Source organism: Actinomadura rugatobispora, from assembly GCF_055379765.1.
In genome coordinates, this window is the sequence record NZ_AP029191.1 from 3,996,358 (window position 1) to 4,014,292 (window position 17,935).

Here is a 17,935-nt window from a genome sequence, read left to right on the forward strand (position 1 = left end):
CCCATTGTCCGTCATTGACCACGGGCCTTCTCCTTTTCGTGATCACCTTCCGCGCGCAGCCTGGCGGAGGTCTTGAGCAGATCTGGATCGAGATCGGCCACAGCCGAATCCCGGCAGGCCCGCACGACGGGAGACGTGCGGGCCTGCCGTCCAAGGGGTCAGCCGGTGTAGGTCGGCATCTTGGGGATGGCGTTGCCGGGCGGCGCGGCGGGCGGCAGCTCGCCGGGCTTTGACGGCTTGTCGCCGGGGTGGCTCCGCTTCGGGTGGCCGGGCGCGGCGGGCGGCGTGGGCGTGGCGGTGGTGGCCTCGGCGGCGGCCAGACCGGTGCCGGCCAGGCCGACGCCCAGCGCGACGGCTGCCATGAGGGACTTCAGGCGCATCGATGTTCCTTCCGGTGTTGTTTCATTCCTTGACGACGACAGGCGTGCCGATCGCCAGGTTCTGGGCCATCCAGGTGATGTCGTCGTTGCCGACCCGCACGCAGCCGTGGCTGACCGTGCCGCCCAGCGCCGACGCCTTGTTCGTGCCGTGCACGGCGAGCTGCCCGGGGCCGCCGGCGAACGTCGTCAGCGTCGGCGAGAAGCCGCTCAACCCGAAGGCGTACGCGCCGTAGTCGCCGCCGGGGTTCGGCGGTTTGACCAGCTCGGTGAAGTAGAAGCGGCCGGCCGGGGTGGGGGTGCCGCTCTCGCCGGTGGCGACCTTGCCCGTGCGCAGCACCCTGTCGCCGTCGAAGACGGTGAACGTGAACGCCTTCGGGTCGATCTCCACCCGGTGGGTCGTCGACGACAGCTTGACGTCGGACGCCTTGACCCAGCCGGTGCTTCCGTTGGGACGGATCGGCAGCAGCACCCTGAGCCAGTCGCCGTCCTTGGCGTCGACGAGGAAGACCCGGGTGGCGCCCATCTCGTTGGGGCTGGACAGCGTCTTCCAGGCCGCGCCGTCGCCCTTGTGCCTGTGCACGGCGATCCGGCGGCCGCGCACGGTCGCTATCTCCGCACCGCCCTGCCGCTGTGGCTCGGCGGCGGCCGCCGCCGAGTGGTCCGCCTTGGGCGGCGGGTCGTCCCCCGCTGTCCCATCGGTGGACGAGCCGCAGCCGGCCAGCCCGGCGATCAGTCCGGCGGCGAGCAGGGCGCCGGTGTGAATCTTGACGTGGCGCATGCCGCGAGATGCTGGCCAAGGAATGTGAAGAAGCTGTGAGGCCGATGTGATGATCCCGTGGTGCCGGTCACGGGTCGCCTACGCTCGGGGGCTATGTGCGCGAATGTCCTGGTCGCGGAGGACGACGCCAAACAGGCGGAGCTGCTGCGCCGCTATCTCCGGCGCGAGGGGCACTCCGTGGTCGTCGTCCACGACGGGCGGGCCGCGATCGACGAGGCCCACGCCCGCCGCCCCGACCTCGTGCTGCTCGACGTGATGATGCCGGGCGTCGACGGCCTCGACGTGTGCCGCGGGCTGCGCGCCGAGTCCGACGTGCCGGTGCTGATGCTGACCGCCCGCTCGACGGAGGACGACCTGCTGCTCGGCCTCGACCTCGGCGCCGACGACTACGTCACCAAGCCGTACAGCCCGCGCGAGCTGATGGCCCGGGTGCGCACACTGCTGCGGCGGGCCGGGTGGGAGAACGGCGAGCGGGTGTACCGGGTCGGCGGAATCACGGTGGACCCCGAGCGGCACACGGTGCTCGCGGACGGGCGCGAGGTCGAGTGCACGCCCGCGGAGTTCCGGATCCTGGAGGCGCTGGCCGCGCGGCCGGAGCGGGTCTTCACCCGGGCGCAACTCCTGGAGCACCTGCACGGCTTCGACCGCTTCATCACCGAGCGCACGGTCGACGTGCACGTGAAGAACCTGCGCAAGAAGATCGAGCCGCAGCCGCGGCGGCCGGTCCGGCTCTGCACGGTGTACGGCGTCGGGTACAAGCTGGTCGGCGACCGTGCGCCATAGCCTGCTCGTACGACTGGTCGCCAGCTCGGTGCTGATCGCGGTGTGCTCGATCGTGGCGACCGCGTGGCTGGCGGCGCGCAGCACGTCCGGCGAGATCCGGCACCGGCAGGGCCAGACGCTCGCCCGCGACGCCCGCGTCAACGACGCGCTGCTCGGCTACGCGGCGAGCCACCCGCGCTGGGACGGTGTCGAGGAGACCGTGCGCGGGCTGGCCCGCCAGAGCGGCCAGCGGGTCGCGCTGGCGACCGAGGGCGGCACCCGGATCGCGGATTCGGCGGGCGGCCGGCCGCCGCTTCCGGCGCGCGCCTCGGCCGTCGTCGACCCGCTCGCCGTCGATGTCTCGCTGGTGCCCGGCGCGGCCACCGACCGGATCGACGCGCGCGCGGTCGGGCCGTTCCGGCTGCCGGAGGCCGAGCGGGTACGGCTGCGCGAGGAGGTCGACGCGCAGGCGGCGTGCCTGCGCCAGGTGCGCCAGCGCGCCACGGTCGTCGTCGGGCCGGGCGGCCGCCCGTACCTCCGCCGCGAGGGCGGTCCGGCCACCCCGGCACCGGGCATGGAACGCCCGCGCCCACCTGGCGGCGCGCCGTCCGGACACGGCCCTTCCACACCGCGGGTGGCGCTCGCAGGGGCGCGGTCGGTCGCGGTCGCGACGACGCTGGAACCTGCTCCGCCGATCGAGCCGGTGGAAAGGGCGCGGCAGCCGGGAACCGCGCCCGGCACGCCGACCGGCGCCCCCGGCGGCCGGCCGGAGGACCCGCCTCCCGTGACGCCGGAGCGCACGGTGCCGCCCGAGCCGCCGAGTCCCGGCTCGCCGCCGTGCTCGCCGGACGCGCCCGGGCCGACCACCACCGAGAAGCGCGCGCTCAACCAGCTCGCCGCCCTGGTCCGGCAGTGCCACGGAAGCCGGGTCGACGTGTGGCTGGACGAGACCGGCACGCCGGCCGCTCCGGCGTCGGCCGCCGAGTGCCTGGCCACCGCGCGCCGCACCCAGTTGAAGCCGTACGTCGCGCCGGCCGCGCTGCTCTACATCGGCTCGCCGGAGGACCGTGCGCCGGCCATCGACCCGTACGGCATCGCGGGGGTCACGGCGGTGATCCTGGTCCTGGCGGTCGGGGTCAGCGTGCTCGTCGCCACCCGGCTGGTGCGGCCGGTGCGGGCGGTGACCGCGGCGGCCCGGCGGATGCGGGCCGGCGACGGGTCTGCGCGGGTCATGGTGCGCGCCAAGGGCGAGGTCGGCGAGCTCGGCGCCGCGTTCAACGAGATGTCCGAGCACCTGGACCGCATGGAGCGGCAGCGCAAGGCGATGGTCAGCGACGTGTCGCACGAGCTGCGCACGCCGCTGAGCAACATCCGCGGCTGGCTGGAGGCCACCCAGGACGGCGTGGCCGAGCTGGACCCGGCGCTGACCGCTTCGCTGGTCGAGGAGGCCATGTTGCTGCAGCACATCGTCGACGACCTGCAGCAGCTCGCGCTCGCCGACGTGGGCAGGCTGCGGCTGCATCCCGAGCCGGTCGACGTGGCCGACCTGGTCGAGCAGATCGCGACCGTCCACCGCGCCGCGGCCGCCGGACCGGTGCTGACCGTCGAGGTGACCGGTCGTCCGCACCTGGACGCCGATCCGGTACGGCTGCGGCAGGCGGTCGGCAACCTGCTCGCCAACGCGGTCCGCTACACGCCGGCCGGCGGACGGGTGAGCCTGCGCGCGTACGCCGACGGCGACGACGTGCTGATCGAGGTGGCCGACACCGGGCCGGGCATCACGCCCGAGCACCTGCCCCACGTGTTCGACCGGTTCTGGCGGGCGGAGAAGTCGCGCAGCCGGCAGACCGGCGGCAGCGGACTGGGCCTGGCCATCGTGCGGCAGCTCGCCGAGGCGCACGGCGGATCCGCGGCGGTGCGCAGCGAGCCGGGCCAGGGCGCGACGTTCGTCCTGCGGCTGCCCCGGACGACGGAGACCGCGTGATCACGGCGGAGACGCCCCTCCGTCGTGACCACGCGATCCGGGGTGGTGGCGGCGCTGGGAGCGGCGCTCCTGAGACGACGACCTCACCGGGCCGCCGGCCGACCACCGGCGTCACGCCCCGGGCGGACGACGTTCAACGATCCGAGTCTGTGTGACGCGGACTCGGCCTTCTCGGACCTGATCGGCCGAACTCGCCGACGGGCGTCAGTTGAGCACCGCCAGGTCCGACTCGATCTGGCGCGCCGTTCGCCGGAGCCTGGGGAGGAGTTCGCCGACGAGCACATCCACCGAGTAGGCAGCCGCCATGACGCCGATCGAGATGGCGGTGACGACGGCGCCGTCCCGGTCGTGCACCGGGATCGCGATGGTGAGCAGCCCTATCTCGAGTTCCTGGGCGCCGATCGCATAGCCCTGTTCGGCCACCTCGGTGAGCCGCTGCCGCAGTACCGACGTCTCCGTGATCGTGTACCGGGTGACCGGCACCAGTTCCGTGCGCTCGAGATAGTCCGAGAGCGCGTCGTCCGGGAGTGCGGCCAGCAGGACATGCCCGAGCGGGCTCTGGTAGGCCGGTATCCGTAGTCCTGCCCGGACGTTGATGCTGACCAGCCGCCGGGCCTGGACTCCGGTGATGTACACGACGTCGTCGCCGTCCAGGACGAACGCCATGGACGTCTCGTGGATCTCGCTCGTGAGCTGGGCGAGGTGCGGCTGGATCACGTCCGGGAAGGCCACGGCGCCCAGGTAGGCCTGCGACAGTTCGAGGACCTTGGGCCGGACGTAGAAGTTCGTCCCGTCCTGCCCGACGTAGCCGAGTTGGACGAGTGTGCCCAGGAGGCGCCGGGCGACGGCGCGGTCCACGCCGACCTCGCGGGCGACGTCCGAGATGGACAGCCGGGGGCGGTCCTCGCCGAAGCACCGCAGGACGGCGAGCCCGCGATCGAGGGACTGGACGTACGGGCCGTCACCCGTGCGAGGCATTCGTCTCCCTTTCCACCACTGGTCGAGGGCATCCCTGGTACCGCCACATCCTGCCCGATTCGCCGCCCCGATGGTTGACAGGCGCCGTGCCCGGGTGCCACGCTTTGTGCGCTTAGAGCATGAGTATGCGCTATACGCACAAGGAGTGTCGAGTGGGAGAGCCGACCGTCTCCCGGATCGCCGACCGGATCGCGATCCAGGACTGCCTCTATCGCTACGCGCGCGCCGTCGACCGGCTCGACTACGCGGGCATCGCCGGGAGCTACTTCGACGACGCCACCGACGCGCACGGCTCGTATGTGGGGCCCGCCGCGGGCCTGGTCGAGGACATCAGGCTGCGGCACCGGTCCATCGACGCCGCGCAGCACTTCGTGACGAACGTGCTCATCGACTTCGACGGGGACGACCGGGCCTTCGTGGAGTCCTACTGCCTGGCGTTCCTGCGGCAACGGCCCGTCGAGGGCGCGTCGTCGCAGGAGGAGGCGGTCACCAGGTGCCGCTACGTGGACCGCTTCGAGCGGCGTGACGGGCGATGGGCCATCGCCGACCGTGTCGTGGTGTTCGACGAGACGCTCTCGGTCGAGGTCGTGGACGCGCGCCGCCCCGACTGGGTGGCCTCACGGCGGGACAGGACCGACCCGGTCTATTGGTGGGGACGGGACTAGAGGTAAGGGCGAAGCAGAAGGGAGACCGTGATGGCCGTTCAGGGACACTGGGACGCTCGGTTCGCCGAACTCGCGACCATTCTGGAGAAGAACCTCGCCTCGGGCGAGGACGTCGGCGCCTCGGTCGCCGTCATGCTCGACGGCGAGCCGGTCGTCGACCTGTGGGGCGGCTGGGTCGACCAGGCTCACACCCGGCCGTGGGAGCGGGACACGATCACCAACGTCTGGTCGAACACCAAGACCGTCACGGCGCTGGCCGCGCTGATCCTCATCGATCGCGGCCGGCTCGACCTCCACGCCCCGGTGGCCGCTTACTGGCCGGAGTTCGCCGCCAACGGCAAGGAGGACATCGAGGTCCGGCACATCCTGTCCCACACCTCCGGAGTCGCGGGCTGGGACGTGCCGGTCACGATGGACGACATCTACGATCCGGTGACGTCGGTCGAGATGCTCGCCGCCCAGGCCCCGTGGTGGGAGCCCGGCACCGCCGGCGGCTACCACGCGCTGAGCATCGGGCATCTCGTCGGCGAACTCGTCCGGCGGGTGACGGGGCTCAGCCTGGGCCGATTCGTCGCGCAGGAGATCGCGGCGCCGTTGGGTGCCGACTTTCATATCGGACTGCCGGAGTCCGAGGATCCGCGGATCTCGCCGCTCATCCTTCCCCCGCCCGGCCCCGCCTTCGACGCCGAACTGGCCGGCGTCGACACCGACAGCGTGGGCTACAAGCTCACGGCCGCCGGCCTGGCCACCGACCCGGCGACGACGTGGGACGTGCGATGGCGCCGCTCGACGATCTGCGGCGCCGGCAACGGACATGGCAACGCGCGTTCCCTGGCGACCGTCCAGGCGGTCGTGTCACACGGTGGCGAGTTCGGCGGGGTCCGCCTGCTCTCGGAGGAGACCTGCGACCTGATCTTCCAGGAGCAGGCCAAAGGCACCGACCTCTATCTGGGCCTGCCGATCCGGTGGGGCGTGGGCTACGCCCTGTCCTATCCGGAGGCGTTCCCCTACCTGCCGGACGGCCGCATCTGCTTCTGGGCGGGCTGGGGCGGCTCGATGGTCATCAACGATCTCGACCGGCGCATGACCTTCGCCTACGTCATGAACCGGATGGAGCCGGGTGTCCTCGGTACCTACCAGGGCATCGTCGGCGGCGTCCGGAGCGAAGAACTGATCCGAGCCACCTACGCGGCGTTGGACGCGTAGCCGAGCCGCCCTCATTGCACCTGGCCGACGACGAGGCGCGGGCCGTTTCGGGGACGACGCCCGACATCGTCGCGGCATCGAATGCCTCCCGACGCCGGGAGAAAGGCGAGATCCATGAGCTCATCGACGACATGGAAGTCCGGCTGGGACGCGGAGGACCCGCTGGACATCACGACGGGACTGGTCGGCAGGGACGACGGCACATGGGAGCAGGGCCCGGTGCCGGGGATGCTCCACCGCGATCTCGGTCTGGCCGCGGCCACCGGTGGCCTGCTCAAGGCCCGGCACACGCGTTGCTCCGCCGAGGCCGACGGCAGGACCGACTGGCAGTTCCACGACCTGGACTTCCAGTGGTTCTTCGTGCTGAACGGCGAGATCGGGGTCCGTACCGAGGACGGCCGAAACCTGACGCTGGGCCGGGGCGCCTCGGCCTACCAGCCGCCGTTCTGGCGCCATCAGATCACCTCGGTCTCCGGCGACTACGAGGCCGTCGAGGTCACGGGCCCCGCAGAGCACGCGACGGTCACCGGCAGAGACGCGGTCAAACCGGGGCGCGCCGCGGAGTTCGCGCACCTGAAAGGTGTCTACACCTTTGACCACCCGGACGAGTACGTCCGCGGCGACGGCCCCCGCGCCTGGTCGCTGTACCGCGATCTCGGCACCCGGACGCCCACGGACGGCCGCGTGCACATCCACATCATCAAGCTGGACACCGAGCGGCCGTCCCCGCCCGGGGGCACCGGCGCGCACCACCATTCGATGGCGCAGTGGTTCCTGCCGATCCGCGGCTGGATCGACATCGCGGCGGAGAGCCGGCCGGACCGGCGGTTGCACGCCGGCGACTTCATGATGCTCCAGCGGGGCGCGGTCCACGACGCGTTCGACGCCTCGCCCGACTACATGACGCTGGAGTTCTGCGTCCCGGCCGAGTACACGACGGTGGCGCGGTGATCCTCGCGACCCTGCGCGGCGGAGGAGCCGACGGGACGCTGGTGGTGGTGAGCCGAGACCGCCGCCGACTGGTCGTCCCGCCGAGGGGCCCGCGGACGATGCAGCAGGCACTGGACGAATGGCCGTCGTGGGAGAGGGCGCTCGAAGACACCTATGGCGAACTCGACGACCAGCGGTACGGCCTCCCCGCGGATCGCGCGGTGTTCGACGCGCCGCTCCCGCGCGCCTACCACTGGGCGGAGGGCAGCTGCTACCTGCGGCACATGGAGCGCATCAGGGGCGGACGCGGCGAAGCCCTACCGGACGACCACCGCGATCAGCCGATCGTCTATCAGAGCGGCAGCGCGACCAACATGGCGCCACGGGACGACATCGCGCTGCCCGATCCGGGGTGGGAGCTCGACCTCGAAGCGACGGTGGTGGTGATCAGCGGCGGTGTCCCCGTCGGCGCGGACGAGCACGAGGCCGCGGCCCGGATCCGGCTCGTGGGCCTGACCAACGACCTGACCTACCGGAAACTGCTGGTGGCCGAACGGCGGCGGGGGACCGGCGTCTACGGGTCCAAGCCGGGCCGCGCCTACGCGCCGTTCGTGGTCTCGCCGTCGGCCCTCGGCGCCGCGTGGAACGGTACGAATCTGTCCGCCACCACGCGATGCGAGGTCAACGGGGCCCTGCTCGGCGCCCCGCGCACCGACAGGGACATCGCGTTCGAGTTCCCGCGGATCCTGGCCCACCTGGTGCGGAGCAGGCCCCTGGTGCCCGGGTCGATCGTCGGCACCGGGACGGTCTCCAACGCCGACCCGGCGGCCGGCTACGCCTGCATCGCCGAGAAGCGCGCCGTCGAGCTCGCGAGGGACGGCGCACCCGCGACGCCGTTCCTGGACGCCGGCGACACGGTGACCATCGAGGCCGTGGGCGACGACGGGACGTCGCTTTTCGGCCGCATCCGACAGACCGTCGTCGCCACATGAAGGAGAGCTGAGTTCATGTCCGGATTCAAGGGAAGGGTCGCCTTCATCACCGGTGCCGCCCACGGGCAGGGCCGCGAGCACGCGGTTCAGTTCGCCCGCGCGGGCGCGGACGTCGTGGTCGTCGACGTCCCGGACAGGATCGAATCGGTGCCCTACCCGCTGGGCACGGCCGAGGAGCTGCGCGAGACCGCGGCCCTGGTCGAGCGCGAAGGCGGGCGCGCCCTCGCGATCGAGGCCGACGTACGCGGCGGGGACGGCATGCGGCGGGCCGTGGACCAGGCCGTGGAGCGCTTCGGCGCGGTCGACATCGTGGTGGCGAACGCGGGCATCGTCACCTACCGCCCTCTGGCCGACATGGACGACCGGATGTGGCAGGACACCATCGACGTCAACCTCACGGGCGTGGCCAACACCCTGCGCGCCGTGCTGCCGCACATGATCGACCGGCGTTACGGGCGCATCGTGGTGACGTCGTCGCAGGCCGGGCGCCGCGGCGTCCCGAACCTGGCGCACTACTCGGCGTCGAAATGGGGACTGATCGGGCTGGTGAAGACGGTCGCGCTGGAGACGGCGCCGATGCTGGGGATCACGTGCAACGCCGTGCTCCCCGGAGCCGTCGACACCCCGATGATGCACCACGACGAGGTGTACGCCGTCTTCGCGCCCGACGTCCCGGCACCGTCGCTGACCGATCTGGAGGAGCGGCTGGAACAGATGAACCCGATGCCGGTCACCTGGATCGAGCCGCGGGACGTCTCCCACGCCGTGCTGTACCTCGCCGGCGAGGAAGCGCGCTACATCTCCGGTACGACGATCGACGTCGCGGCGGCCTTCAATGCGAACGGCTCCTGACCCGGTGGGGCGGGTGCTGTGGCGGCCGACGCCGGAGTCGGCGGCCCGGACCCGCCTCCACCGCTTCGCCGCGTGGGTCTCCGAGCGCCGCGGGCTCGACTTCGGCGATCCCGCCGGCTACGACGCCGTATGGCGCTGGTCGGTCGACCACCTCGAGCAGTTCTGGTCGGACCTGGCCGTCTGGACGGGGGTGCTGCCGGATCCTCCCGGCGCCGCTCTCGCGAACCCGGAGATGCCGGGCGCCGTGTGGTTCCCAGAGGCTCACGTCAACTTCGCCGAGCAGGCACTGAGGAACCGGAGCGACGTTCATCCCGCCTTGATCGTGGTGGACGAGGATCTGGAGACCGCGGAGGTGTCGTGGGCGTCGCTGAGCGTCCAGGTCGGAGCGTTCGCCGACACGCTGCGCCGCCTGGGCGTGCGCCGAGGCGACCGGGTGGCCGGCTACCTCCCCAACAGTGCCGAGGCGGTGGTGGCCTTCCTCGGCGCCGCCTCGATCGGCGCGGTGTGGACGGTCTGCGCTCCCGATTTCGGCGCGCGGGCCGTTCTCGACCGGTTCTCCCAGGTCGAACCGGTCGTCCTCGTGACCGCCGACGGCTACCGGTTCAACGGCAAGGCCTACGACCGGAACGCACAGGTCGCGGAGATCCGCGCGGCGCTGCCCACGTTGCGGGCCACCATCGTCGTTCCGGTCCTGCGGCCCCACGACGACCGTGGCGGCACGATCTCCTGGCAGGAGGCCGTACGGCACGAGCAGGAACCCCGGTACGAATCCCTGCCCTTCGACCATCCGCTGTGGATCGTGTACTCGTCGGGGACGACGGGCCCGCCCAAGGGCATCCTGCACGGTCACGGCGGAATCGTCCTCGAACAGCACAAGCAGTCCGCTCTCCACAACGACGTCGGGCCCGGTGACCGCTTCTACTGGTACGCGTCGACGGCGTGGATCATGTGGAACATCGCCACGTCGGCGTTGCTGTCCGGGGCGACCGTCGTCGTCCACAACGGCGGCCCGTCCCATCCGGTGCTCGACGTGCAGTTCGCGATCGCCGAGAAGACCGGCATCACCTACCTCGGCACGAGCGCCGGATACCTCAGCGCCTGTGAGAAGGCGGGACTGCGGCCGGGTGACCGCTTCGACCTGCGGGCGCTGCGCAGCATCGGCTCGACGGGATCTCCGCTCCCCGCGTCGACGTACGCGTGGGTCTACGACTCGGTCAAGCCGGACGTGTTCCTCAGCTCGTGCTCCGGAGGCACCGACGTCGCCAGTGGTTTCGTCGGCGGTACCCGGCTCCTGCCGGTGACGGCCGGAGAACTGCAGCGTCCGATGCTCGGCGTCGCCGTCGAGGCGTGGGACGACAGCGGACGGCCCGTCGTGAACGAGGTGGGCGAACTCGTCGTGACCAGGCCGATGCCCTCCATGCCGCTGGGATTCTGGCGCGACGACGGTGAACGCCATCGAACGGCGTACTTCGAGCCTTGGCCGGGCGTGTGGCGGCATGGGGACCGGCTCGAGATCACCGACCGGGGCACCTGCCGGATCATGGGCCGCTCCGACTCGACACTGAACCGGGCGGGCGTGCGGATGGGCACCGCCGAGATCTACTCGGCGGTCGACGCGGTCCCGGAGATCGCCGACGCCCTCGTGCTGGGAGTCGAGCATGGGGACGGCACGTACTACATGCCGCTGTTCGTCACGACGTCCCCTGGCATCGACCTGGACGACCGCCTGGTGGCCACTGTCCGCGAGGCCATCCGTACCCGGGCGAGCCCCCGCCACGTCCCGGATGAAGTGATCGCGGTACCCGCCATCCCGCGCACGCGGACCGGAAAGCGCGTCGAAGTGCCCCTCAAACGGCTGTTCCAAGGGGTAGCGCCGGAGAAGGCGTTGGACGCCGCCTCGCTCGCCGACCCGGACTCACTCGGCGTGTTCGTCGATCTCGCGAGAAAGCACCTGAAACGCTAGGGAGGACGTGGTGACGGACATGCGGCTCGCCGGCAAGGTCTGCATCGTGACGGGAGCCGGCGGCGGTATCGGCGCGGCGACCGCCGCATTGTTCGCCGGGCACGGGGCCCGCGGTGTCGTCTGCGCGGATCTGTCGGCCGACGCGGCCGAAGCCGCGGCCGAAGCCATCGTCGCCGAAGGCGGGGACGCGTCGCCGTTCGTGCTCGACGTGTCCGACGAGGCCGCTGCTCAGGCTTTGATCGACCACACGGTGGCGATCTACGGACGGGTGGACGTCCTGCACAACAACGCGGCCATGGCGATCTCCGGCGCGGTTCACGAGACCAGCCGAGCGGACTGGGACCGGGTGATGGAGGTGAACGTCACGGGCACGTTTCTCGTTTCGCGTGCGGCCCTGCCCGTCATGGTGGACCAGAATTCGGGGGCGATCGTCAACACCTGCTCCAACCACGCCACCGTGGCCTCGCCCCGGCTGGCCTCGTACCACGCCTCCAAAGGCGCGATCCGCGCACTGACGCGGCAGATGGCGCTCGACTACGCGCCGCACATCCGAGTGAATTCCCTATCTCCCGGACTGGTCGACACCCCGGCCGCTCGCGGCATCAGGGACGGAACGGACGCCGCCTGGGCGCGCAAACAGGAGTCGAACCGCTACTTCCGACGAGCCGCGGAACCCCTGGAGATCGCCTACGGGGTGCTGTTCCTGGCCTCGGACGAGGCCGCGTTCCTGACGGGCCACGACCTGGTCATGAGCGGCGGCCAGGGGGAGGTGGCGTTCTGATGGCGGTGCCGGGCGCTGTCCGGCCGCCTCGCCCAATCCAGCTTGGTGGTGCTGCTGACCGAAGCCCCTACCCGCTCAAGGGTGCCCGGGAATGGCTGAGAACGCTGACCGGGAACGGCTCGATCAGCATTCCCCAGGACCTGCCCCCGGCGCTGGATTTCGCGGCCCCGCTGGACCCGAGGTACGTCGGTCAGTGGCCGCCGGTGACGAACGTCGGGTTGAAGATGATCGTCATCGTCACCGGCGGACTGGCCGCCTGAAGGAACTCAACCACCACTGGCTCGCCATGGCCATCGCCAGCGGCGTCCAGCGCTTCTCCAGCATCAGATCGAACACGCCGTGGACCTGGCCGCGGGCCGGACCTACCAGGTCAGGGTCGACGGCCTGACGTCCTACCTGGACGGAGCAGGAGTCGACCCCGACCACAACACCGCGACCTTCACGGCACCCGACTGGCCGGGGGCTTGCACGGCGTTGAGACTCTGAGGTTCAGCAAGCCGGTCAAGGTCGTGAGTCTCGCGTGGGGAACGGCAGGATGGTGATTTCGCTGAGGCAGACGCCAGGCGGCTGTTCCAGTGCGAACCGCACGGCGTTCGCGACGTCGGCGGGGTCGAGCAGGGCGGGATAGCTGTCGTAGTAGGCGGCGGCTTTGGCCTGGTCGCCGCGCCAGCGCGTGGCGGCGAAGTCCGTGCGGGTCATGCCCGGGAGCACTTCGGTCACGCGTACCCCGATCTCGGAGCATTCTTCGCGAAGCGCCGCGGTGAAGCCGTGCACCGCGAACTTGCTGGCGCTGTAGGCGGCCAGCCCCGCCGCGGCGCGCACGCCGTTGACCGATCCGACGTTGACCACGTCCGCCGGATCGGCCTCGGCCAGGGCGGGCAGCATCGCGTGGGTGAGGCGGAGCAGTCCGGCTGCGTTGGTGTGCAGCACCGACAGCGCGTCATCGATCTCTGACCGGTGGAACGGGGTCCGGCCGCCGAGGTCGTGACCGGCGCAGTTCACCAGCGCGTTCAGCTCCGGCCCGTTCCGGATGGAGCGGGCGAGGCGGTCGACCGACTCCGCGTCGGTGACGTCCACGGCGGCGGGGACGCAGGCGGGTCCGAGTCGTTCCGCGAGTTCGGCCAGCGCGTCCAGGCGGCGGGCCGCGACCGTGACCCGCCAGCCGGAGCGCAGCAGGGTCTGCGCGACGGCGGCGCCGATGCCGCTGGACGCGCCCACCACCAGGGCGTGCCTGCTCATTGGTCACCCGGCAGCGGGGCGTGCGGCGTCCAGGGCTGGGCCTCCTCGAAGCGTGCCGCGGCCGCGATCACCTGGTCGTCGCGATGGTGGTCGGCGACGATCTGCAGCCCTACGGGCAGCCCCGCGCCGTCGAGGCCGCAGGGGACGCTGGCCGCCGGATGCCCGGTGAGGTTGAACGGGTAGGTGAAGGGCAGGCGGTCGAACAGCGGGGTGTCCGGTTCCGGCTCCGCGGGCCAGGCGGCGAGCGGCATCGTCGGGGTGAGGAGCAGGTCGTAGGTGTCGAACAGCTGCCGGACGCGGTCGTAGAGCTCGGCACGGCGGGCGAGGAGCCGCCGATACTCCAGGGCGCCGCGCGTGTGCCCGTCCCGGACGTACTCCAGCAGGCTCGGCTCGACCCATTCGGGACGCTCCTCGGCCTTCTCCGCGAAGCGGGCGACGAAGTGGATCCCCCAGGTGGGTTCGATGATCTCCCGCGCGAGTTCTCCCCAGGCGATCGGCACCTCTTCGACGGACGCTCCGAGCTCCTCGAACCGCCGGGCGGCCAGCGCGGTGATCTCGGCGACCTCCGGGTCGACGGTCGCGTGACCGAGGTCAGGGCTCCAGGCGACGCGCAGGCCGCGCACGGATCCTTGGCACGCCACGGTGAAGTCGGGCGGCACGCGGTCGATCGACAGCGGGTCCCGCCGGTCGGGTCCCGCGAGCGCGTTGAGCATGAGGGCGGCGTCGGTGACGGTGGTGGTGAGCGGCCCGGCGGTGGCCAGCGTGGCGTACCAGTCGTTGCTCGGCCACTTGGGGATCAGCCCGTTGGACGGCTTGACCCCCACCACCCCGGAGAGTGCGGCGGGGATCCGCACCGAGCCCGCGCCGTCCCCGCCCTGCGCCAGGGATCCCAGCCCGGCGGAGACCGCGGCGGCCGCGCCGCCCGAGGAGCCGCCCGGGGTCCGGGTCGGGTCCCAGGGGTTCCTGGCGGGCGGACCCAGCAGGTTGTCGGTCATGTCCTTGTAGCCGGCGTTCGGGGTGTTCGTCTTGCCCAGCAGGGGCGAGCCGGTGGCGCGCAGCCGCGCGGCCACCAGCGAGTCGTGGTCCGGGACGTGGTCCTTCGTCCACAGTGAGCCGCCGGTGGTGCGGATCCCGGCGGTGGGCTCCAGGTCCTTGAGCGAGTGCGGGACGCCGTCGAGCGGGCCGAGGCGCTCTCCCCGCACGGCGCGTGCCTCGGCCGCCTTCGCGTCCTGCCGGGCTCGTTCGGGCGTGACCGTGATGAACGCGTTGAAGTGCGGGTTCAGTGCGTCGACGCGCTGGAGAAGGGCCTCGGTGAGCTCGACCGGGGAGAGCTTCCCGGACTCGATGAGCGCCCCGGACTCATGCGCGGACAGCCGCCACAGATCGGTGCTCATCGGGCGTCCTCCGTGAGTTCTGCGAGCGCGCCGCGGAACGCCTTGAGCGTGGCCGCGACGTCGTCGTGGGTGTGGGCCGCCGAGAGATACCAGTTGCCGCGTGCGCTGGCCCAGACGCCCCGTCTTGCCAGCCCTTCCACGAGCCGCTGGTAGCCCCGCATGTCCGGCGGTACTTTCTCCTCCCAGGGCTCACCGGGGTCACGGTCGACCAGGGCGAGGTAGAACGCCGCCGGGAAGCCGCGGACGCGCACCCGGATCCCGGCCTCCTCGGCGCTGTCCGCGAGGCCCGACATCAGGTGCGAGCCGACGTCGTCGATGTGCCGGTGGACCTTGCCGTCGGCGAGGGCGTCCACGGTGGCCACGACGGCGGCCATGCTCGCGGTCGATCCGTTGTAGGTCCCGCGGTGATTGACCGTCCCGTCCTCGACCTTGCCGAGGGCCGCGCGGTGACCCGCCACCGCCGCCACCGGCCAGCCCGAGGCGATGCCCTTGGCGTAGGAGGCGAGGTCCGGGGTGACGCCGAACAGCTCGGCCGCCCCGCCGGGCGCCAGGCGGGCACCGGTGACGATCTCGTCGAAGATGAGCTGCGCGCCGCACGCCTCGGTGAGGCGGCGGCACGTCTGGAGGTATCCGGGGGCCGGAAGGGTGCCGCGATGGTTGAACATCACCGGCTCCATGATCACGGCGGCGATGTGCGCGCCGCGGCGGTCCAGGAGCGCCTTCAGGGCGTCTGCATCGTTCCAAGGCAGGAGGTGCGTCCACGGATCCACGCCGGACGGCCAGCGCGTCGCCGCCTGATCGCCGCCGGGCGCGGGAACGTCGTCCACCAGCCAGCCGTGGTAGTGGCCCTCGAACCGGACGATCTCCTGGCGGCCCGTGTACGCCCGCGCCACGCGCAGGGCCAGTTCGGCGGCCTCGCTGCCGGTCGTGGTGAACCGGAGCATCTCTGCCCAGCCGAGCAGTGAGCGCAGCTTCTCGGCGGCCAGCACCTCCAGCGGATGCTGCGACCCGAGGCTCATGCCGGACGCCGCCGCCGTGTTCGCCGCTTCCAGGACGGCCGGTGGCGCGTGCCCCAGCAGGTTGGGCCCGCGCCCGAGGACGTAGTCGATGTAGCGGCGGCCCGCCATGTCCCACAGATGCGCCCCGCTGCCACGCTCGAAGAACGCCCCGGCGTGGGCGAGACGGGCGTTGGAATGCACCCCGCCCGGCGCCACGTCCAGGGCACGCGGACGTAGATCGGCGCCGCCCTCGTCGGTTCGGTTGTCGGTCATCGGCTTGCTCCCTAGCGTGGCGTGTTTCAGTAGGCGGTGACGGCCTGCCGGCCCCCGGGCTTGATCACCGGGGACTCGGTCTTGGACGAGATCACTTCGAGCACGACCGGACCGTCGGCCTGGCCGGCGGCGGCCTTCGTCGCGGCCTCCGTGAACTGGTCCGGCGTCGTGCAGCGATGCGCGAGAGTGCCCATCGCCACGGCCGCCGCCGCGAAGTCCACGTCGGTGAAGTCCTGGGAGATCGGTTCGGTGTCCGGGTAGCGGTGCGCGGCCGAGTGCCGCGTCCACCCGAGCACCGAGTTGTTCAGCACCGTCGCCACCACCGGAAGCCGCAGCCGGGCGAGCGTTTCGAGCTCCGACTGGGAGTAGGCCCACCCGCCGTCACCGGCGACGCAGTACACCCGCGCGTCTTCGCCCGCGTCCCTGAGCGCCAGCGCGCTGCCGATCGCCGCAGGCAGGCCCCAGCCGAGACCGGCGAGCCCGCGCGGGGCCAGGAAGGTGCGGCCGGACCTGCGGGTGCGCCAGTACGCGGCGCCCCATCCGGAGGACAGGCTGGCATCGGTGACGAGGACGTCGTCCTGGCCCATGACCGCGTCCAGGGCCCGCATCACCGCCTGCGGCTTCACCGCGCCGTCCTCGTCCAGGCCGTCGTCCTCCGCGCCGCGCCACCACTGCTCGGACAGCCGCCGGACGCGCTCCAGGTCCCAGCCGCCGCGCCCCCTTTCCGGGAGGGCGTCGGCGAGGGCCCGCGCGCCGAGTTTGGCGTCGCATTCCAGCCCCAGGCTCTGCGGGAAGTTCCGGCCGATCTCCGTCGCGTCCAGGTCCAGGTGGACGATCGGCGTGCCGGGCGGCGGCAGCGTCCAGTTCAGGGTGGCGCCCTGGGCCGCCTTGGTGCCGACGAACACCACGCAGTCGGCCTCGGCCAGCAGGTCATTGACCAGCGGCACCCCGAACGACCCCGCGGGCCCGACGGCCAGCGGATGGTGTTCGGAGAGGACGCCCTTGCCGTTCAGGGTCGTCGCGACGGGCGCGCCCAGACGTTCGGCCAGCCGCTGGACCTCGTCGCAGGCCCCGGCGCCCAGCGCACCGCCGCCGGCGAGCAGCAGCGGCTTGCGACTGTTGCGCAGCAGTTCCACGGCGGCGTCCACGGAGGCGGGGTCCGGGCTCGTACGCGACTGCGGGTACGCGGCGCTGAGCCGGGCGACGGGCAGGGGGCCGGGCGCCTGAGCCGAGAAGACGTCGTCGGGTATCTCCAGGACGACCGGGCCCGGCCGTCCCGAGGTGGCGATCCGCAGTGCCGTGGCCAGCACGCCGTCCAGGTTCTCGGGAAGCTCGACCCGGCCGTAGTACTTCACGCACGGTTCGAGGAACGAGCGCTGCTCGAAGCCCTGCGAGGCGGACCCGAACCGGCGGCGGGTCTCCCAGTGCCGGGGGATGTCGGCGATGATCGCCAGCACCGGGATGGAACTGGTGTAGGCCTCCAGCAGGCCGGACACCAGGTTGCTCGCGCCCGGCCCCACGGTCGCGTCGCAGACGCCGACCCTGCCCGACATCCGCGCGTAGGCGTCGGCCGCGAAGGCGGCGCTCCGCTCGTCGCGCATCAGGGTGTGCGTGATCGCCCCGTCCTGTCCCGCGATCCCGTGGTAGAGCGGGGTCGTCTGGCCTCCGGGGACGCCGAACACGCGCCGGACACCGGCGGCGACGAGTAGCGCGCCGAGGCGCTCACCAACATGCACGAACCGCTCCCGTTAAATCGTTCA

Annotated in this window: 18 protein-coding genes; 11 read left to right on the forward strand and 7 right to left on the reverse strand. The window is 71.9% G+C overall.

From position 1 onward, the window contains the following. Nucleotides 1-158 precede the first annotated feature (158 nt). Both ACZ466_RS17145 and ACZ466_RS17150 read right to left on the reverse strand, forming a co-directional pair. Nucleotides 159-380 (reverse strand): hypothetical protein, encoded by a 222-nt coding sequence (locus ACZ466_RS17145; protein ID WP_378279987.1) that lies wholly within the window; start codon nt 378-380, stop codon nt 159-161. A gap of 22 nt (nt 381-402) precedes the next feature. Beyond that, complete coding sequence (locus tag ACZ466_RS17150; RefSeq protein ID WP_378279989.1) at nt 403-1,158, reverse strand: L,D-transpeptidase; 756 nt, start codon at nt 1,156-1,158, stop codon at nt 403-405. A gap of 93 nt (nt 1,159-1,251) precedes the next feature. Here ACZ466_RS17150 and ACZ466_RS17155 point away from each other — a divergent pair, with 93 nt between their 5' ends. Further along, complete coding sequence (locus tag ACZ466_RS17155) at nt 1,252-1,941, forward strand: response regulator transcription factor (RefSeq protein ID WP_378279991.1); 690 nt, start codon at nt 1,252-1,254, stop codon at nt 1,939-1,941. Beyond that, on the forward strand, nt 1,931-3,904 hold the full coding sequence (locus tag ACZ466_RS17160; protein WP_378279992.1) for a sensor histidine kinase: 1,974 nt from the start codon (nt 1,931-1,933) through the stop codon (nt 3,902-3,904). The genes ACZ466_RS17155 and ACZ466_RS17160 overlap by 11 nt, the downstream gene beginning before the upstream one ends. A 204-nt stretch (nt 3,905-4,108) precedes the next feature. Here the strand turns inward: ACZ466_RS17160 and ACZ466_RS17165 are convergent, their stop codons facing one another. Next, on the reverse strand, nt 4,109-4,882 hold the full coding sequence (locus ACZ466_RS17165) for an IclR family transcriptional regulator domain-containing protein (protein WP_378279994.1): 774 nt from the start codon (nt 4,880-4,882) through the stop codon (nt 4,109-4,111). Between the two features lie 152 nt (nt 4,883-5,034). Here ACZ466_RS17165 and ACZ466_RS17170 point away from each other — a divergent pair, with 152 nt between their 5' ends. The 9 genes from ACZ466_RS17170 to ACZ466_RS17210 all read left to right on the forward strand — a co-directional run bounded on the left by ACZ466_RS17170 (nt 5,035) and on the right by ACZ466_RS17210 (nt 12,757). Beyond that, on the forward strand, nt 5,035-5,547 hold the full coding sequence (locus tag ACZ466_RS17170) for a nuclear transport factor 2 family protein (RefSeq protein WP_378279995.1): 513 nt from the start codon (nt 5,035-5,037) through the stop codon (nt 5,545-5,547). 30 nt (nt 5,548-5,577) lie between these two features. Beyond that, nucleotides 5,578-6,753, forward strand: coding sequence for a serine hydrolase domain-containing protein (locus ACZ466_RS17175; RefSeq protein ID WP_378279997.1), 1,176 nt, complete (start codon nt 5,578-5,580; stop codon nt 6,751-6,753). Between the two features lie 114 nt (nt 6,754-6,867). Continuing rightward, entirely contained in the window at nt 6,868-7,704 is an 837-nt protein-coding gene (locus ACZ466_RS17180; protein WP_378279998.1) for a cupin domain-containing protein, read from the forward strand. Further along, entirely contained in the window at nt 7,701-8,675 is a 975-nt protein-coding gene (locus ACZ466_RS17185) for a fumarylacetoacetate hydrolase family protein (RefSeq protein WP_378280000.1), read from the forward strand. Before ACZ466_RS17180 ends, ACZ466_RS17185 begins: the two co-directional genes overlap by 4 nt. Nucleotides 8,676-8,690: 15 nt before the next feature. After that, complete coding sequence (locus ACZ466_RS17190; RefSeq protein ID WP_378280002.1) at nt 8,691-9,527, forward strand: mycofactocin-coupled SDR family oxidoreductase; 837 nt, start codon at nt 8,691-8,693, stop codon at nt 9,525-9,527. Then, the gene (locus tag ACZ466_RS17195; protein ID WP_378280004.1) at nt 9,511-11,490 is read left to right on the forward strand and encodes an acetoacetate--CoA ligase; all 1,980 of its coding nucleotides are present in this window, start codon (nt 9,511-9,513) and stop codon (nt 11,488-11,490) included. The genes ACZ466_RS17190 and ACZ466_RS17195 overlap by 17 nt, the downstream gene beginning before the upstream one ends. Before the next feature lie 19 nt (nt 11,491-11,509). Continuing rightward, on the forward strand, nt 11,510-12,271 hold the full coding sequence (locus tag ACZ466_RS17200; protein ID WP_378280006.1) for an SDR family NAD(P)-dependent oxidoreductase: 762 nt from the start codon (nt 11,510-11,512) through the stop codon (nt 12,269-12,271). Next, nucleotides 12,271-12,531, forward strand: coding sequence for a hypothetical protein (locus ACZ466_RS17205; protein WP_378280008.1), 261 nt, complete (start codon nt 12,271-12,273; stop codon nt 12,529-12,531). The genes ACZ466_RS17200 and ACZ466_RS17205 overlap by 1 nt, the downstream gene beginning before the upstream one ends. A gap of 79 nt (nt 12,532-12,610) precedes the next feature. Continuing rightward, nucleotides 12,611-12,757 carry a hypothetical protein gene (locus ACZ466_RS17210; RefSeq protein WP_378280010.1) on the forward strand — a complete coding sequence of 49 codons (147 nt, stop codon included), beginning with the start codon at nt 12,611-12,613 and terminating at the stop codon, nt 12,755-12,757. Nucleotides 12,758-12,772: 15 nt separating this feature from the next. Here the strand turns inward: ACZ466_RS17210 and ACZ466_RS17215 are convergent, their stop codons facing one another. From ACZ466_RS17215 to ACZ466_RS17230, 4 genes are read right to left on the reverse strand one after another with little or no spacing between them, the layout of a single operon-like run. After that, nucleotides 12,773-13,510, reverse strand: coding sequence for an SDR family oxidoreductase (locus ACZ466_RS17215; RefSeq protein ID WP_378280012.1), 738 nt, complete (start codon nt 13,508-13,510; stop codon nt 12,773-12,775). Beyond that, nucleotides 13,507-14,904 (reverse strand): amidase, encoded by a 1,398-nt coding sequence (locus ACZ466_RS17220; protein WP_378280014.1) that lies wholly within the window; start codon nt 14,902-14,904, stop codon nt 13,507-13,509. Before ACZ466_RS17220 ends, ACZ466_RS17215 begins: the two co-directional genes overlap by 4 nt. Next, nucleotides 14,901-16,175 (reverse strand): aspartate aminotransferase family protein, encoded by a 1,275-nt coding sequence (locus tag ACZ466_RS17225; protein WP_378280016.1) that lies wholly within the window; start codon nt 16,173-16,175, stop codon nt 14,901-14,903. Before ACZ466_RS17225 ends, ACZ466_RS17220 begins: the two co-directional genes overlap by 4 nt. 26 nt (nt 16,176-16,201) lie before the next feature. Beyond that, complete coding sequence (locus ACZ466_RS17230; protein WP_378280018.1) at nt 16,202-17,911, reverse strand: thiamine pyrophosphate-binding protein; 1,710 nt, start codon at nt 17,909-17,911, stop codon at nt 16,202-16,204. Nucleotides 17,912-17,935: the final 24 nt, after the last annotated feature.

Bases quoted from the DNA above. Each gene is read 5' to 3' on its own strand.
- ACZ466_RS17215 (WP_378280012.1), bottom strand. From the start codon at position 13,510: ATGAGCAGGCACGCCCTGGTGGTGGGCGCGTCCAGCGGCATCGGCGCC.
- ACZ466_RS17175 (WP_378279997.1), top strand. From the start codon at position 5,578: ATGGCCGTTCAGGGACACTGGGACGCTCGGTTCGCCGAACTCGCGACC.
- ACZ466_RS17200 (WP_378280006.1), top strand. From the start codon at position 11,510: ATGCGGCTCGCCGGCAAGGTCTGCATCGTGACGGGAGCCGGCGGCGGT.
- ACZ466_RS17180 (WP_378279998.1), top strand. From the start codon at position 6,868: ATGAGCTCATCGACGACATGGAAGTCCGGCTGGGACGCGGAGGACCCG.
- ACZ466_RS17190 (WP_378280002.1), top strand. From the start codon at position 8,691: ATGTCCGGATTCAAGGGAAGGGTCGCCTTCATCACCGGTGCCGCCCAC.
- ACZ466_RS17225 (WP_378280016.1), bottom strand. From the start codon at position 16,175: ATGACCGACAACCGAACCGACGAGGGCGGCGCCGATCTACGTCCGCGT.
- ACZ466_RS17195 (WP_378280004.1), top strand. From the start codon at position 9,511: ATGCGAACGGCTCCTGACCCGGTGGGGCGGGTGCTGTGGCGGCCGACG.
- ACZ466_RS17155 (WP_378279991.1), top strand. From the start codon at position 1,252: ATGTGCGCGAATGTCCTGGTCGCGGAGGACGACGCCAAACAGGCGGAG.
- ACZ466_RS17150 (WP_378279989.1), bottom strand. From the start codon at position 1,158: ATGCGCCACGTCAAGATTCACACCGGCGCCCTGCTCGCCGCCGGACTG.
- ACZ466_RS17220 (WP_378280014.1), bottom strand. From the start codon at position 14,904: ATGAGCACCGATCTGTGGCGGCTGTCCGCGCATGAGTCCGGGGCGCTC.
- ACZ466_RS17165 (WP_378279994.1), bottom strand. From the start codon at position 4,882: ATGCCTCGCACGGGTGACGGCCCGTACGTCCAGTCCCTCGATCGCGGG.
- ACZ466_RS17145 (WP_378279987.1), bottom strand. From the start codon at position 380: ATGCGCCTGAAGTCCCTCATGGCAGCCGTCGCGCTGGGCGTCGGCCTG.
- ACZ466_RS17205 (WP_378280008.1), top strand. From the start codon at position 12,271: ATGGCGGTGCCGGGCGCTGTCCGGCCGCCTCGCCCAATCCAGCTTGGT.